At 66.7% G+C, this 15,070-nt stretch carries 13 protein-coding genes; 6 read left to right on the top strand and 7 right to left on the bottom strand.

From position 1 onward, the window contains the following. The first annotated feature begins 17 nt into the window (after nt 1–17). Entirely contained in the window at nt 18–581 is a 564-nt protein-coding gene (locus GGQ61_RS08155; RefSeq protein WP_183771402.1) for a TetR/AcrR family transcriptional regulator, read from the top strand. A gap of 2 nt (nt 582–583) precedes the next feature. Here GGQ61_RS08155 and GGQ61_RS08160 read toward each other — a convergent pair whose 3' ends face one another. After that, nucleotides 584–2,053: an NAD-dependent succinate-semialdehyde dehydrogenase gene (locus GGQ61_RS08160; RefSeq protein WP_183771404.1), complete on the bottom strand. Its 1,470-nt coding sequence runs from the start codon at nt 2,051–2,053 to the stop codon at nt 584–586. A 171-nt stretch (nt 2,054–2,224) separates the two neighbouring features. On the opposite strand from GGQ61_RS08160, the gene GGQ61_RS08165 reads away from it, so the two are divergent. From GGQ61_RS08165 to GGQ61_RS08175, 3 genes are all read left to right on the top strand, one after another. Beyond that, nucleotides 2,225–2,398, top strand: coding sequence for a hypothetical protein (locus GGQ61_RS08165; protein WP_183771406.1), 174 nt, complete (start codon nt 2,225–2,227; stop codon nt 2,396–2,398). Nucleotides 2,399–2,488: 90 nt separating this feature from the next. Beyond that, on the top strand, nt 2,489–4,297 hold the full coding sequence (locus tag GGQ61_RS08170; RefSeq protein ID WP_183771407.1) for a M2 family metallopeptidase: 1,809 nt from the start codon (nt 2,489–2,491) through the stop codon (nt 4,295–4,297). A 114-nt stretch (nt 4,298–4,411) separates the two neighbouring features. Then, entirely contained in the window at nt 4,412–6,046 is a 1,635-nt protein-coding gene (locus GGQ61_RS08175; RefSeq protein WP_343056083.1) for a ubiquitin-activating E1 FCCH domain-containing protein, read from the top strand. A 64-nt stretch (nt 6,047–6,110) separates the two neighbouring features. On the opposite strand, the gene GGQ61_RS08180 is transcribed toward GGQ61_RS08175, so the two are convergent. The 5 genes from GGQ61_RS08180 to GGQ61_RS08200 all read right to left on the bottom strand — a co-directional run bounded on the left by GGQ61_RS08180 (nt 6,111) and on the right by GGQ61_RS08200 (nt 13,676). Next, on the bottom strand, nt 6,111–7,550 hold the full coding sequence (locus GGQ61_RS08180) for an MFS transporter (RefSeq protein WP_183771408.1): 1,440 nt from the start codon (nt 7,548–7,550) through the stop codon (nt 6,111–6,113). A gap of 104 nt (nt 7,551–7,654) precedes the next feature. Continuing rightward, nucleotides 7,655–9,136: an MFS transporter gene (locus GGQ61_RS08185; protein WP_183771409.1), complete on the bottom strand. Its 1,482-nt coding sequence runs from the start codon at nt 9,134–9,136 to the stop codon at nt 7,655–7,657. 170 nt (nt 9,137–9,306) lie between these two features. After that, nucleotides 9,307–10,839, bottom strand: coding sequence for an MFS transporter (locus GGQ61_RS08190; RefSeq protein WP_183771410.1), 1,533 nt, complete (start codon nt 10,837–10,839; stop codon nt 9,307–9,309). Nucleotides 10,840–10,861: 22 nt separating this feature from the next. Continuing rightward, entirely contained in the window at nt 10,862–12,358 is a 1,497-nt protein-coding gene (locus GGQ61_RS08195) for an MFS transporter (protein ID WP_183771411.1), read from the bottom strand. Between the two features lie 340 nt (nt 12,359–12,698). Continuing rightward, the gene (locus GGQ61_RS08200) at nt 12,699–13,676 is read right to left on the bottom strand and encodes a zinc-binding dehydrogenase (protein ID WP_183771412.1); all 978 of its coding nucleotides are present in this window, start codon (nt 13,674–13,676) and stop codon (nt 12,699–12,701) included. A gap of 77 nt (nt 13,677–13,753) precedes the next feature. Between GGQ61_RS08200 and GGQ61_RS08205 the strand changes: the two genes are divergently transcribed. Further along, a complete protein-coding gene (locus GGQ61_RS08205; protein ID WP_183771413.1) occupies nt 13,754–13,957 on the top strand; it encodes a DUF1192 domain-containing protein in 204 nt (67 codons plus the stop codon). A 135-nt stretch (nt 13,958–14,092) separates the two neighbouring features. Further along, nucleotides 14,093–14,599 carry a protease adaptor protein RcdA gene (gene rcdA, locus GGQ61_RS08210; protein ID WP_183771414.1) on the top strand — a complete coding sequence of 169 codons (507 nt, stop codon included), beginning with the start codon at nt 14,093–14,095 and terminating at the stop codon, nt 14,597–14,599. A 237-nt stretch (nt 14,600–14,836) separates the two neighbouring features. Here rcdA and rpmE read toward each other — a convergent pair whose 3' ends face one another. After that, nucleotides 14,837–15,061: a 50S ribosomal protein L31 gene (gene rpmE / locus GGQ61_RS08215; protein ID WP_056017645.1), complete on the bottom strand. Its 225-nt coding sequence runs from the start codon at nt 15,059–15,061 to the stop codon at nt 14,837–14,839. Nucleotides 15,062–15,070: the final 9 nt, after the last annotated feature.

Raw genomic sequence — 15,070 nt, forward strand, 5'->3', positions numbered from 1 at the left:
TCGTTTATTATCGAGGCATGGGCCGAGGCAAGATAATTTCCGACGAACAGCTATTGGATCGGCTGCTGGGCGCCGTGCTGGAGCATGGTCCGGCTGAGGTCTCGTTCGCCAGGGCGTCGGGCGCTGCAGGTCTCGCCGCCGCCACCCTGGTTCAGCGGTTCGGAACCCGCGCCGGCATGGTCGAGGCGGTGCTTCTTCACGCTTGGGACCGGCTCGACGAGGAGACGGCGAGCGCCGATGCGGCGGCTTCGCCCGACCCCGCCGGCGCCGTCGCGCTGTTGGTGCGTCTGACCCGTTCCGAGGCGGCGGAGTATGACTTCACCGACGGGCTGCTGCTGCTGCGCGAGGATGTTCGCAACCCGGTGCTGCGGGCCCGCGGCGCGGCCTGGGGCGCGCGCCTGGCCGCCGCGCTCGGGCGCCGCCTTACCGACGATCCCGAGCGCGGCGGCCGGCTCGGCTGGCAGATGCTCAGCATGTGGCAGGGGACGCTGGTCTGGTGGGCGTTCCGACGCGACGCCGACCCGGCGGTGAAGGTGCGGGACGCGCTTGAGGACTGGGGGCGCGGCCTCGGCGTTCTCTAGACCTACCGCAGCGCCAGGGTCAGCGCCTTGACCTGCATGTAGTCGGCGACGCCGTATACCGAGCCCTCGCGGCCGTAGCCGCTCTGCTTGACCCCGCCGAACGGATTGGCGGCGTTGGAGATCAGCCCGGCGTTGACGCCGACGATGCCGGACTCGATGGCCCGCCCGACCCGCATCGCGCGGTTCAGGTCGTCGGTGAACAGGAAGGCGGCCAGGCCGAACTCCGAGGCGTTGGCCCGGGCGATCGCCTGTTCCTCGGTCTCGAACTCGAACACCGGGACCAGCGGGCCGAAGGTCTCCTCGTGACAGAACAGCTCGTCGTCGCCGCCGAAGGTCACGGTCGGCGCGAAGAAGTTGCCCTCGATCCGCGACCCGCCGGTCAGCACCTGGCCGCCGGCCGCCACGGTGCGGGCGATATGGTCCTCGACCTTGGCCACGCCCTTCCGATCGATCAGCGGCCCGATCACCGTGTCGGGCGCAAAGGGATCGCCGACCTTCAGGGTCTTCACCTTGGCGACCAGCGCCTCGACGAACTGCTCGCGGATCCCGGCCTGCACATAGACCCGGTTGGGGCACACGCAGGTCTGGCCGCCCGCGCGGAACTTGCCGGCCACCGTCCCCTCGACCGCTGTCTCCAGGTCCGCGTCGTCGAACACCAGCAGCGGGGCTGCCCCACCCAGCTCCATCGAGAGCCGCTTGAGGGTCGGGGCGCACTGGGCGGCCAGGGTCCGGCCGACCTGGGTCGAGCCGGTGAAGCTGAGCTTGCGGATCAGCGGCGATCCGGTCAGCGCCCCGCCGACCACGTCCTGCGCGCCGGTGACCACCGACAAGCAACCTGCCGGAACCCCGGCCTCCAGCGCCAGCGCGGCCAGCGCCAGCGCCGTGAACGGCGTCGCAGAAGCGGGCTTCAGCACTACCGGGCAGCCGGCGGCGAACGCGGCCGCCGCCTTGCGGGTGATCATCGCGGCCGGGAAGTTCCACGGGGTGATCGCCGCCACCGGACCGACAGGTTCCTGGAAGGCGAGGATCAAATCCTGCCCGTTGGGGCTCTGGATCGCCTTGCCGTCCAGGCTTTGGGCCAGGTTGCCGAACCAGCTGACGAAAGAGTTTGCGTAACGGATCTCGCCCAGCGCCTCCTTGAACGGCTTGCCGTTCTCCAGCGCGATGATCGCGGCCAGGGCGTGCTCGTGCTCGCTAACCTTCTGAGCCCACTGGGAAAGGATCGCCCCGCGTTCGGCCCCCTTCAGCGCCGCCCAGGGCCGGAAGGCGTCGGCCGCGGCGCGAATCGCCCGCTCGACCTGGTCTTTCGGCAGCTTTGGGACCCGTCCGACGATCGTCCCATCGGCAGGATTGACGACCTCGATGACGTTGGCGCCCGCAGCAGCGATCCACTCGCCGTCGACGAGCGCCGCCTGGCGGATGAGGCGGGCGGCTCCCGTCTTCAGTTCGTCCACAGACGGTTGATCTGACATCGAAAAACCCTTCCTCGGTTACGCCCGGCTATAGGTTCCCAGGCCCGCCTGGGGTTCCGATGAAACTTTTCGTGTTGCGCCGCAACCGCCCGAAAGCTTGACTCAGGCGGGTCTTGGAGTCGTCATAAAGTAGGCATGCCGCATTGCAGCATGAGTTTCGCGGAGGCGCTTGTGACGGATCTTCCGTTCGCCTACTCCCTGGCCCACGCCGAATGCGGCTGGGCCTGGCGGATCTTCGACGAGGACGGCGAAACCGTCGCCCAGGGCCTCGACTTGTCGCAGTCTGACGCCCAGGCGTCGGTCGAGAGCGCTATCCGCACGGCGGCGTCCGAGGCCCGCGCCTAAGCGCCGCTTGACGGCGTCCTTCCCAGACGTTCCTTTCCGTTCAGCGCGGCCTTCAAGGCCGCATTTGCCGCGTTAGGGACGTCTCGCCGCATGAAATCTCAGTTGCTGGCCGCCACGGCGGTTGCTTTGTTCGCCTTCGCACCGGCTTCGGCCCAGGCCCCCAAGCCCGCCGAGCCGACCCCTGCCGAGGCCAAGGCCTTCGTCGACAAGGCCGAGGCCGAGCTCGCCGCCTTCAACCAGTACGTGGCCAAGTCGGCCTGGGTGCGGGCGACCTACATCACCGAGGACACCCAGTGGCTGGAGGCCAAGGCCACGGCCGAGCAGAACGAGCTGACCGCCCGCTACGCCCGTGAAGCGGCCAAGTACGACGGGGTCGCCGTGGATCCGGTCACCGCCCGCAAGCTCAAGCTGCTCAAGCTGTTCCTGGTCTCGCCGGCTCCCAACCGTCCCGGCGCCGCCGGCGAGCTGGCGACCATCGCCACCCGGCTGGACTCGACCTTTTCGGCGGGCAAGTTCCAGTACGACGGCAAGACCCTGAACCTCAACGAAGCCGAGGAGATCCTGGCCAAAAGCCGTGATCCGGCGCAGCTGAAGGCGGTCTGGGAGGGCTGGCACTCGGTCGCCCCGCAGATGCGCGGCGACTACGCCAAGCTGGCGCAGCTTTCCAACGAGGGGGCCCGAGACCTGGGCTTCAAGGACACCGGCGCCCTCTGGCGTTCGAACTACGACATGGATCCGGACAAGTTCGCGGCCGAGACCGACCGCCTGTGGAGCCAGGTCGAGCCGTTCTACCGCAACCTTCACTGCTATGTGCGGGGCCAGCTGAACGACAAGTACGGCGACGCCGTGCAGCCGCGCACCGGTCCGATCCGCGCCGATCTGCTCGGCAATATGTGGGCCCAGCAGTGGGGCAACATCTACGACGTCGTCCAGCCGAAGACCGCTTCGTCGAGCTACAGCCTCGACAAGCTGTTGGTTTCAAAGGGCTATGACCCGGTGAAGATGGTCAAGACCGGCGAGAGCTTCTACACCTCGGTCGGCATCTCGCCGCTGCCGGAGACCTTCTGGCAGCGCTCGATGATCACCCGTCCGAAGGACCGCGAAGTGGTCTGCCACGCCTCGGCCTGGGACCTCGACGACCGCGACGACGTGCGTATCAAGATGTGCACCAAGGTCGACGCCGACGACTTTTACACCGTTCACCACGAGCTCGGGCACAACGTTTACCAACGCGCCTACAAGGACCAGCCGTTCCTGTTCAAGAATGGCGCGAACGATGGTTTCCACGAAGCGATCGGCGACTTCGTCGGCCTCTCGGCCCTGACCCCGACCTACCTCCAGCAGATCGGTCTGCTCGACAAGGCGCCGGGCGCGGACGAGGACATCCCGTTCCTGCTGAAGATGGCGCTCGACAAGATCGCCTTCTTGCCCTTCGGCCTGATGGTCGATCGCTGGCGCTGGGAGGTGTTCTCGGGCGAGGCGACGCCCGACCGCTATAACGACGAATGGTGGAAGCTGCGCCTCAAGTACCAGGGCCTGACGCCGCCCGGCCCGCGCCCGGCCGACGCCTTCGACCCGGCGGCCAAGTACCACGTGCCGGCCAACGTGCCCTACACCCGCTACTTCCTGGCCCACATCTATCAGTTCCAGTTCCACCGCGCGGCCTGCAACCAGATCGGTTGGAAGGGTCCGCTGCATCGCTGCTCGGTCTACGGCGAGAAGGAAATGGGCCAGAAATTCAACGCCATGCTGGAGATGGGCGCCTCCAAGCCGTGGCCGGAAGCCATGGCCGCCTTCACCGGCGAGAAGACCGCCGACGCCAGCGCGGTGACGGCCTACTTCAAGCCGCTGAACGATTGGCTGACCGTCCAGAACAAGGGCGAGGCCTGCGGCTGGTAAGTCGGTTAACGGGCGCCGAATTAAGCTTTGCCTTAACCGTCTTCGGCGCCCGTTCGTTTACGCTGCTCTGGCAAGCTCCGGCGGATTCAACTCTGAACTGCTGGGACTCCAGGCGTGGAAAAGATCACCAAGCAAGTCGCCAGGCGTATTCATGGCATGACCGGGCGCTTGAAAGCCCGGTGCGTCGCGGGCGTCCGCGACGAGCGCGGCGCGACCGCCGTCTTCTTCGCTGTGGGCCTGCTGCTGCTGGCGCCCGCCACCATGGGTCTGATCGACCTCTACATGATCACGACCCAGCGCGGCCAACTGCAGGACGCCCTCGACACCGCCACGCTCTACGTGGCCAGATCGACCGCGACGTCCGCGACGGACATTCAGAATTCCGGCGACGCGGCCCTGCGCGCCAACCTCAAGCTGCCGACAGGCCAGACGATCACCTCCAGCTCGTTCCAGCTGGCGGCGGACAAGATCACCATCAAGGGTCGCGCGACCATCACCCCGCCGACGGTGGGGCCGCGGCTGTGGGTGCAGGCCGACATCGCCGCCAGCTCCGAGGTGCTGCGCAATTCCAACAATGTCGAAGTCGCCCTGGTGCTCGACACCACCGGCTCGATGAGCGCGGACATGGCCAACCTGAAGACCGCCGCAAAGGATCTGGTCGACTTGGTCGTCAAGGATGTGCAGGCCCCCTACTATACCAAGGTCGCCATCGTGCCCTACTCGGTGGGCGTGAACATGAGCTCGACGTACGCCAATACGGCGCGTGGGGGGACAAAAGGCGCCACGAACATTACCGGTGCGACCAAGACCAACCCGGTCGTCGTCACCTCGCCGAACCACGGGCTCTATGAGGGCGAGCGCGTGACGATCTCGGGCGTCAAGGGCATGACCCAGCTGAACGGCGTCACCTATGTCGCGACCGGCGTCACGCAGAACACCTTCCAGCTGAAGACCAACGCCGTGTATCCGAGCAACGTCAACGGCACTAGCTACGGCGCCTACACGTCGGGTGGCACGGCTCAATGCAAGGGCGAAGGCTGCGCTCAGCACATATTCGTCAATGCGAACAACAGCCTCATCTCCAATCCTAGCTATTGGCAGGCTTCCACCTGCGCGACGGAACGTCTGGGAGCTGAAGCCTACACCGACGCCGGGCCCACGGCGCCGGTCGGCTGGCACTACTCTTCCGACGGCTCGTGCCCGTCGGCCGCGATCATGCCGCTGTCCACCAACAAGACCGCGCTCAAGTCCCGAATCGACTCGCTCAGCGCTAGCGGTTCCACGGCAGGTCAGATTGGCCTGGCCTGGGGTTGGTACATGATCTCCCCGGAGTGGAGCACGGTCTGGACGGGAAGCAGCGCGCCGGCCGAGTACGGCAAGCCGCAGCTCCTTAAGGTCGTGATCCTGATGACCGACGGCATTTTCAATACGCCCTATTGCCGCGGCGTCGCCGCGAAGGACGCGGACTCCAGCTCCGGCGCAGCGAGCGCCAGTAACCGCATCAACTGCAACTCCATCAATGGCGATCCGCTCGTCCAAGCCGCCAAGCTCTGCGACAACATGAAGAAGAAGGGCGTGATCATCTACACGGTCGGCTTCAACGTCAGCAGTGACCGCGACATCACCGCGATGATGAACAACTGCGCCACGTCGCCCGAGTACGCTTACACGCCCAGCGGCGGGACCGAGCTGAAGGTGGCGTTCCGGGCGATCGCCCAGGACATCAACTCGCTGCGGATCTCCAAGTAGCTTCCGCCGCGAGGACGAAGACGAACGCGCCGGGTCACGCACCCGGCGCGTTTTTCTTTGGGCGTCAGCCGACCCGCTCGGGGCCTTCGCCGCCCTCCACCTGCTCGGCCTGGGCCGCCAGCTTGGCGAGGCTGGCCGCGTGGCTGTCTCGGGTGATGCGGTAGAGCGAGACGCAGAGGATCGCCGCGCCATAGAGGCCGCCGAGCACGAACAGGTAGGTCAGGCCGAGGTTCGAAACCACGCCCTCGCTGACCTCGCCCGGCTTGGCGTTCTGCGGGAAGCCGATGGCCAGCAGGATCATGCTCGAGGCGAAGATGCCGACGCCGGAGACCGCCTTCTGCACGAAGGCGGCGGCGGCGAAGAACAGGCCTTCGGAACGGCGGCCGGTGCGCAGCTCGGAGTCTTCCACCACGTCGGCGATCATCGACGAGATCAGGATCGCCGAGATGATCGAGAAGCCGGTCGAGAACACCGCCTGCACGAACAGGATCGGCAGCAGGGCGGGCGAGCTGTTGTCGGGGAACACGCCGGTGAGCCGCAGGGTGATCGGCGCGACCGCGATCGCGAACGACAGCACCTTGGTGATCTGCGCGGTCTGCTTCTTGCCCAGGCGCTTGGAGAGCGGCGCGGCGAAGCCGAAGGCCAGGGCCGCGGAGATGAAGTTGGCCATCGCCAGGATGGCGATCTGCGCCGAAGGCAGCTGCCAGAAGTAGGTGTTGAAGTAGAGGTTCAGCGACAGCACCAGGCCGCCGGCCATGGCGTTGAACAGGCCCGCGCCCATCAGCACCAGGAACGACTTGTGGCTGAGCGTGCCAACCATCTCCTTGGCCAGCTGGCCCAGGCTGAGCTTGCGGGCCGGCGGGATGCGCAGCCGCGGAATCTGGTTGTGGGTGCCCATCGCCGAGACGATGATCGCAAAGAAGATCACCGCGGCTGCGACATAGCCGTAGGTGACGTAGCCGGCCGGGTTCAGCTGGCCGACCGGGTGCTCGGCGTCCGGGGTCAGGAACACCTTCAGCGCCAGCAGGGTCATGGTCAGGCCGCCCCACCAGGCGAAGAAGTAGCGGTAGGACATCACCTTGGTGCGCTCGTCGTAGTCGGTGGTCAACTCCGCCGCCAGCGCCGAGGAGGGGATCTCGTACATGGTGATGAAGCTGCGGATGATCACCGCGACGACGATCAGGTAGACGAACAGCGCGTCATGCGACCAGCCCTGCGGCGGATTCCAAAGGAGCAGGTAAGACAGCGCCACCGGCAGGGCGGCGGCGTACATGAACGGGTGGCGGCGACCCCAGCGCGAGCGCCAGTTGTCGGACACCTGGCCCATGATCGGGTCGAGGAAGCTGTCGATGATCAGCGCGATCATGATCGCCAGGCCGACGGTCGCCGAGGGCAGGCCGACCACCTGGTTGTAAAAGATCAGGAGGAGATAGGAGAAGCCTTGGTCCTTCACCCCGAAGGCGACCGAGCCGAAGCCGTAGAAAAACTTGGTCGGGACGCTCAAGCGTCCCTGCTTTTGAGCATCTGGTACGGCTTCCGCCACGGCGTTTCCCCTGTTCTATGTCCGCTTTTGTAAACGCGACCAGGAGGGCGAGGGAAGGGGCCGCATCAACCTGCGCTGGCGATCACCGGCTCGGCCTGCGGCGGCTGGGCCTCGTCGCCGACGGTTTGCTCGCCGGCCAGGGCCGCGACGTTACGCTCGTGGGTCTCACGGTCGATGCGGTAGAAGACCAGCACCAGGATCGAGAGCATGTTCATTCCGAAGGTGATCGGCAGATAGATCAGGGCCAGCTGGCGCATGATGTCCGGGCCGACCGATCCGGCCGGCGCATGGGTCGGAAAGGCCACGAAGGTCAGCAGCAGGCCGCTGAGAAACACGCCGATGCCGGCGGTGAACTTGGGCAGCAGGCCGTTGGCCGCAAAGAGCAGTCCCTCGGAGCGCACCCGGGTGCGGACCGCGGCGTCCTCGACGATGTCGGCGATCATCGAGGAGATGATGATATAGCCGGCGATGGCCAGGGTCGTGGCCACGAACGCGTCGACCCAGAGGATGGCGAACACCCATGGCGAATGGTTGGGCGGCATCAGGTGCAGCAGCCGCAGCAGGATCGGGGCCGAGGCGGTCACCGTGGCGACGCTGAACAGACCGAGCATCGCGGCCTTCTTGCCGAACGCCTTCGAGGTCGGGGCGGCGACCGCCACGCCCGACACCGAGGCGAGCACAGAGGCCAGGGCCAGCATCGAGATGTTGGCGGCGGTGAGCCCCCAGAACTCCAGATAGAAGTACTGGCTGAGCGCGTTGGTCATGCCCGCCGCCACGCCCGAGCACAGGCCCGAGGTCATCACCACCACCAGCGAGCGATTGGACAGCGTGCCGACGATCTCGCGCAGCAGTTGGCCCAGGCTGGCTTGGCGTTCGGGCGGCGCGGCCAGACGCGGGATATGCCGGTGCGTGCCGAGCGAGGAGACCAGAATCGAGGCGGCCATCACCAGCCCGGCCAGGATCCCGTACTGGGCATAGCCGTCCCGATTGAGGATCCCGCCGTTCTCTGGGCTCAGGAAGACCTGGTAGAGCACCACGTTCATCCCGAAACCGCCGATCACCCCGAAGAAGAACCGGTAGCTGAACAGGCTGGTGCGCTGGTGGTAGTCGGAGGTCAGCTCCGGGGCCAGCGCCTGACTCGGCACCTCGTAGAGGCTGACGCAGATCCGTAGCACCACCAGCATGCCGATCAGGTAGAGGCCGATGCTCTGCGGCGGCCAGTCGGCCGGCGAGTTCCAGAAACCGATGCAGGCCAGCGCCACCAGCGGGGCGGCGGCGTACATCAGCGGGTGGCGGCGACCCCAACGGGTGCGCAGCTTGTCCGACCACTGGCCGATCGCCGGGTCGATGAAGGCGTCGAGGATCAGGGTGGCCATGATCGCGGCGCCGACCCACAGCGCAGGCAGTCCGATCACCCGGTTCAGATAGGGCTGCAAAACCGCCGAGGAGAGGCCGAGCGTGGCGACCCCGAAGGCGACGGAGCCGAACCCGTAGAACATCTTGGACCCGACGCTCAGGCGTCCGTCCGCCGCTTGGGCCTGGCCCATGCGCTCCTCCCTGGCCGGTGCGCCGCGATCTTCGCCGCGGACGTCACGGCTTCGAATATTCGGTATGACCGGGGCGCTGGCAAGCGACTATTCGCGCAAACGAAAATCCCCTCGCGGCAGGGCCGCGAGGGGATCTGGTCAGTAAGCGGCGCCGGCCGGCGCCGCCCCCGTCAAGCCTTGGGCGCGACCGGGCTGAGGTCGCCGGCCGGGCCGGTGGCGGCGGGGCTGGCGCCTTCGATCTGGGCGTCGGTGGTGCGAGCCTCCATCGCCCCCTCCTGCAGCTTGCGCAGGTTCTCCTCGTGGGTGGTCTTGTCGATCCGGTAGAGGAACAGGCAGGTGATGGCTACGGCGTAGAAGCCGCCGATCGTCGGCAGGTAGATGAGCGCCAGGTTGCGCAGCAGATCGGGGTCCACCTCGCCCGGCTTGGCGCCCTGCGGGAAGGCGACATAGGCCAGCAGCACGCCGGAGGTGAAGACGCCGACCCCGGAGACGATCTTCTTGAACAGGTTGTCCGCCGAGAACAGCAGGCCTTCGGAGCGGCGCCCGGTCTTGACCTCGCTGTCCTCGACGACGTCGGCGATCATCGACTGCAGCATGACCCCGGTCATGATCGCCATGGCGCCGTTGGCCATGAAGTCGATGATCAGGATGCCGAACAGCAGATTGGTGCCGTTCTCGGGCATAAGGCCCAGGATTCGCAGGCCGATCGGCAGCAGCAGGGCGATCACCGCGCCGAAGAACATGGTGATGGCGGCCAGCTTCTTGCCGAGCTTGGCGGCGACCTTCGGAGCGGCGACGACGCCGACCACGCTGGCGACCACGCCAGTGACGGTCAGCACCGCCAGCTGTCCCTGGGTCAGGCCCCAGAAGTAGAGGTTGAAGTAGAGCTCCAGCGCGGTCTTCAGGCCGAGCGAGACGTTCATGAACATGCCCGAGATCGTCAGGGCGACGAACGAGCGGTTGTTCAGGGTGGCGGCGACCTCGCGGACCATCGCGCCGACGGTGATCTTCCGCTTCGGCGGCTGGCGCAGATAGGGGATCTGGTGGTGGGTCGCCCGCGACGAGATCAGGATGATCGTGAAGATCGTGATCGCCGCGACGATCGAATAGGTCTGCCAGCCGTCGCGCGACAGCAGGCCGCCGGTGCCGTCGGCGTTCTTCTTGAGGAACACCTGGTAGACCAGCAGCTGCATGATCAGGCCGCCGGCCACGCCGCAGAACGAGCGGATGGCGATCATGCTGGTGCGCTGGTCGTAGTCGCTGGTCAGCTCGGCGAGCAGCGCCGACGAGGGCAGTTCGAAGAAGGTGTCGAACAGCCGGATGGTCAGCAGGCAGACCAGCATGTAGCCGAACAGCGCCTCGTTCTCCCAGCCGATCGGCGGGTTCCAGATCATATAGAAGGCGATCGCGACCGGCAGGGCCGCGGCGTACATGAACGGATGGCGCCGCCCCCACTTGCTGCGGGTGTTGTCCGAGATCTGCCCGACCATCGGGTCGATGAAGGCGTCGAAGATCAGCGCGATCATGATCGCCGTCGACACCATGGCCGGCGGCAGGCCGACGACCTGGTTGTAGAACAGCAGCAGGAAGGTCGTGATACCGCGCTGCTTGATGATGTTGGCGGCCGCGCCAAGGCCATAGAGCGCCTTGGTCGTGAACGTGATGGGCGGGCGTGGCGGCAGGCCGGCGACGGCGTCGGTCATGTCGTGAATCCTGGACTTAGGGTCAGGCTTTGAAGGGCTGCGGCGATGCGGCGGGGGGCTCAGGCGCCGGTTCGGGCTCGGGATTCGGGCGCGGCGCGCCGGACCGCTCGGCCAGGCGGGCGAGGTTGTCCTCGTGCTTGGCCTTGTCGATGTTGAAGAAGCTGAGGCTGACGATCCCGAGGCCGAACAGCACGCCGATCACGGGCAGGTAGATCAGGCCCATGTTGTGAATGATCTCGGGGTCGACCTGGCCGCGCTTGGCGTTCTCGGGGAAGGCGATCATCGCCAGCACTGATCCCGAGATGAACACCCCGACGCCCGAGACCAGCTTCTTGAACAGGTTGTCGGCGCTCATCAGCAAGCCTTCCGACCGGCGGCCGGTCTTCACCTCGGCGTCCTCGATCACGTCGGCGACCAGCGAGACCAGCAGCACGCCGGTGCCGCCGGCAAGCGCGGTGTTGATCACCGTCTCGACGATCAGCAGGCCGTAAAGCAGGCCGGTGCCGTTGGCGGGCATGACGCCGAACAGACGGGCCACGACCGGGCTGACCCCGACCAGCAGCGCGGTGGCGAACATCAGGATCGCGCCGTGCTTCTTACCCATGCGCTGAGCGATCCGCGGCGCGGCGACCACGCCGATCGCCGAGCCGACGACGCTGACCGTCACCAGTCCGGCGAGCTGCGACTGGGTCAGCTCCCAGAAATAGAGGCCGAAATAGATCTCCAGCGCATTGCGGGCGCCGACGGCGATGGCCACGAACATCCCGGTGATGGTGGCGATCACGAAGGCGCGGTTGTTGAGCGTGGCCGCGACCTCCTTGGCCATGGCCTTGAAGGTGATCTTCCGGTTCGGCGCGGCGCGCAGATAGGGGATCTGGTTCTGGGTGCCGGCCGTCGACAGCATGATGCAGACGAAGATCAGCAGGGAGGCGCAGAGCGAGTAGGCGAAATAGCCGTCGCGGGCCAGAACCCCGCCGGTGCCGTCCGGGTTCTCTTTCAGGAACACCTGGTAGGCCAGCACGGTCATGCCCAGCCCGCCGATCACCGCAAACAGCATGCGCAGCGAAATCAGCTTGGTGCGCTCGTCGTAGTCCTTGGCCAGTTCGGGCGCGAGGGTCGAGTGCGGCAGCTCGAAAAACGTGTCGAACAGACGGACAGTCAGCAGGCAGGCCAGCAGATAGGCCACCATCTGGCCGTCGCTGAGCCCGGACGGCGGGTTCCACAGCATGTAGAACGCCACCGAGACCGGGATCGCCGCGGCGTACATGAACGGGTGGCGGCGGCCGAGGCGGGATTTGAAGTTGTCCGAAATCTGCCCGACCAGCGGGTCGACGATGGCGTCGAACACCAGGGCGATCATCAGGACGAAGGTCACCGTCGTCGGCGGCAGCCCCACGACCTGATTGTAGAACAGCATCAGGAAGGTCGAGAGCCCGCGCAGCTTCACGGCGTTTGCGACGGCGCCGACCGCGTAGAACAGCTTGGTGGCCAGGCTCAGGGGTGGTCGGGAGTCGCTCATGCGCGGCCGCTCGGACCTTCGGCGCACGCGAACAGAATCGGCTTGGATGGGCCGTCGACCAATTGTTCCTCCCGCCGCGCGATCAATGCTGCGCAGCCGCCATTATGAAGACGCCAAACCATAGCCTTGAAGCTGTGGCGGACGCCCACGATCAATTGGCCAAATCGTGAGGGAGGGTTTCCCTATCGTCAACGGATTTCGTGGCCGCAGCTGGGCGCCTTACCGTTACCGCACAGGGATTTCGTGGAGCGGGACGGCGCCGCTACCGATGTTCTGCAAACATTCCGCGGCGGCGGCGGGCTCTAGGTCCCGCCGCCATGCCGCACCCTAGAACTCCGACTCAGTCGGCGGTCAGCATTACCTTGCCGACGTGGGCGCCGCCTTCGAGATAGGCGTGCGCCGCCGCCGCGTCTTCCAACGGGAAGGTCTTGTCGATGAGAGGCTTCAGCTTGCCGGCTTCGATCCACGGCCAGACGGTCGCTTCCACCGCCGCGGCGAGCCGCGCCTTTTCGTCGGCGTCACGCGGGCGCAGGGTCGAGCCGGTGACCACCGCCCGCTTCATCATTAGTCGGAAGATGGGCAGCGCCACCTCGCCGCCGCCCTGGGCGGCGATGAACACGATCCGGCCGCCGGTCCTCAGGGCGTCGAGGCCCTTGGCGAAGTAGTCGCCCCCGACCATGTCGAGGATCACGTCGACCCCGCCTTCCGCCTTGGCGACTTCGGCGAAGTCCTGGCTGGTCACGTCGACGCTGACGTCGGCCCCCAGCTTCAGCGCCTCGGCGGCCTTGCCGGCGCCGCGGCCGGTGGCGATCACCTTGGCGCCGGCCGCCTTGGCCATCTGTATCGCCGTTGTCCCGATCCCGGACGTCGCGCCGTGAACCATGAGCGTCTCGCCGGCCTTCAGGCTCCCATGCTCGAACACGTTGGCGAAGACGGTGAACACCGTCTCGGGCAGGGCGGCCGCCTCCAGCGCGCTCAGGCCCTTGGGAATCGGCAGGGCGTGGCGGGCGTCGACCACGGCGTATTGTGCATAACCGCCGCCGCCGAGCAGGGCGCAGACCTTGTCGCCGGCCTTCCAGCGGCCGGCCCCGACCACCACTTCGCCGGCGACTTCCAGGCCGAGCGTATCGGGCGCGCCGGGCGGCGGCGGATAGGCGCCGATGCGTTGCGCCAGGTCGGGACGGTTCACGCCGGCGGCCTCGACCTTGATGAGGATCTGCCCCGGTCCCGGCTCGGGCCGCGCGATGGTCTGGGCCTTGAGGTTTTCCGCAGGTCCTCGCCCGCCCTCCACAGCGATGGCGGTCATGGTCTCAGTCACAGGGGCGCCCTCCGGCAGGTTTTCAGCGTAGTCTCCCAGATAGACGCCGAAACGGATCTGGCAATGGGAGGTCTTCGATGGACGAACCGGTGAACACCCGCGTTCAGCGCGGTCAGCGGCTGGCCGAGGCCATGCGCGAGGACCTGGAGCTCTATGGCGTGGCCGAGCTGGAGGACCGCATTTCCGCCCTCCAGGAAGAGATCGACAGGTGCCGTGCCCAGATTGAGCGCAAGCGCTCGGGCCGGGCGGCGGCCGACGCGTTATTCTCAAAGCCAAGCTGATCGGCGCTTACGGATAACCGAACGTAAACGCGGGTCATCGATAACGGGTGTTTACGTCTGGCATGGGGGTTGCAGACCTCCGCCGCCGAAGCCGCAGACACCTGCGGGCGAGGATTTTAGAGGCTAAGTGCTGTCATGACCGAAGGATTTGCGCCGAGCGGCGCCTGGCGAGCCGACGTTATCGCCGACTTTGCGCGATCCGAGCTGTTCGACCGCACCTTCCAGGAAGGCATGGATCTGGTCGAAGAGACCGCCGGCTACCTGGACGGATCGGGCCGCCAGGAATCGAAACTGCTCTCGCGCAGCGCCGCCCTGGCCTATGCCGGCGAAAGCATGCGGCTCACCACCCGGCTGATGCAGGTCGCCTCCTGGTTGCTGGTGCAGCGCGCCGTGCGTGAAGGCGACATGCCGCCGGAAAGCGCCCGCGAGGACCGCTACCGCCTGGGGGCCGAAGACATCTGCCGCGGCGCGACGACCGAGGATCTCCCGGCCGGCCTGCTGGTGCTGCTCGACCGCTCCGAGCGGCTCTACGAGCGCGTCCGCCACCTGGACCGCCGCATGTACATCGAAGAGAGCGAGCCGGAGGACGCCAATCCCGTGCTGTCCCAGTTCGGCCGCCTGCAGGCCGCCTTCGGCGCCTAGACCCTTCTGGAATTGTCGTCCCGGTCGCGCAGCAAGACCGGGACCCATTCGCCCTAGCTATTGGAAGCGCGCGGGCCGTCCTGCGAGCTCCGGTCTTCAGAGGGGCCCGGACAGCCGCTGCGGGACTTCCGGGATGACGCTCGTGAAGCACACAGCAAAAAACGCCGCGCGGGCTGCGCGGCGTTTTCGTATCTGCTCGCGGAGGGCGGGGGGCGCGCGCCAGGCGCGCCGCAGGCCTTACTTGCGGGTGAAGGCGCCGAACTTGGCGTTGAAGCGCGACACGCGGCCGCCGCGGTCCAGAAGCGTCTGGTTGCCGCCGGTCCACGCCGGGTGCGTCTTCGGGTCGATGTCGAGGTTCAGGGTCGCGCCTTCTTTGCCGTAGGTCGAGCGCGTCTGATAGCTCGAACCGTCGGTCATCACGACCGTGATGAAATGGTAGTCCGGGTGGGTGTCTTGTTTCATCGCGAGGGC

The sequence above is a fragment of the Phenylobacterium haematophilum genome (assembly GCF_014196295.1).
Classification (GTDB): domain Bacteria; phylum Pseudomonadota; class Alphaproteobacteria; order Caulobacterales; family Caulobacteraceae; genus Phenylobacterium; species Phenylobacterium haematophilum.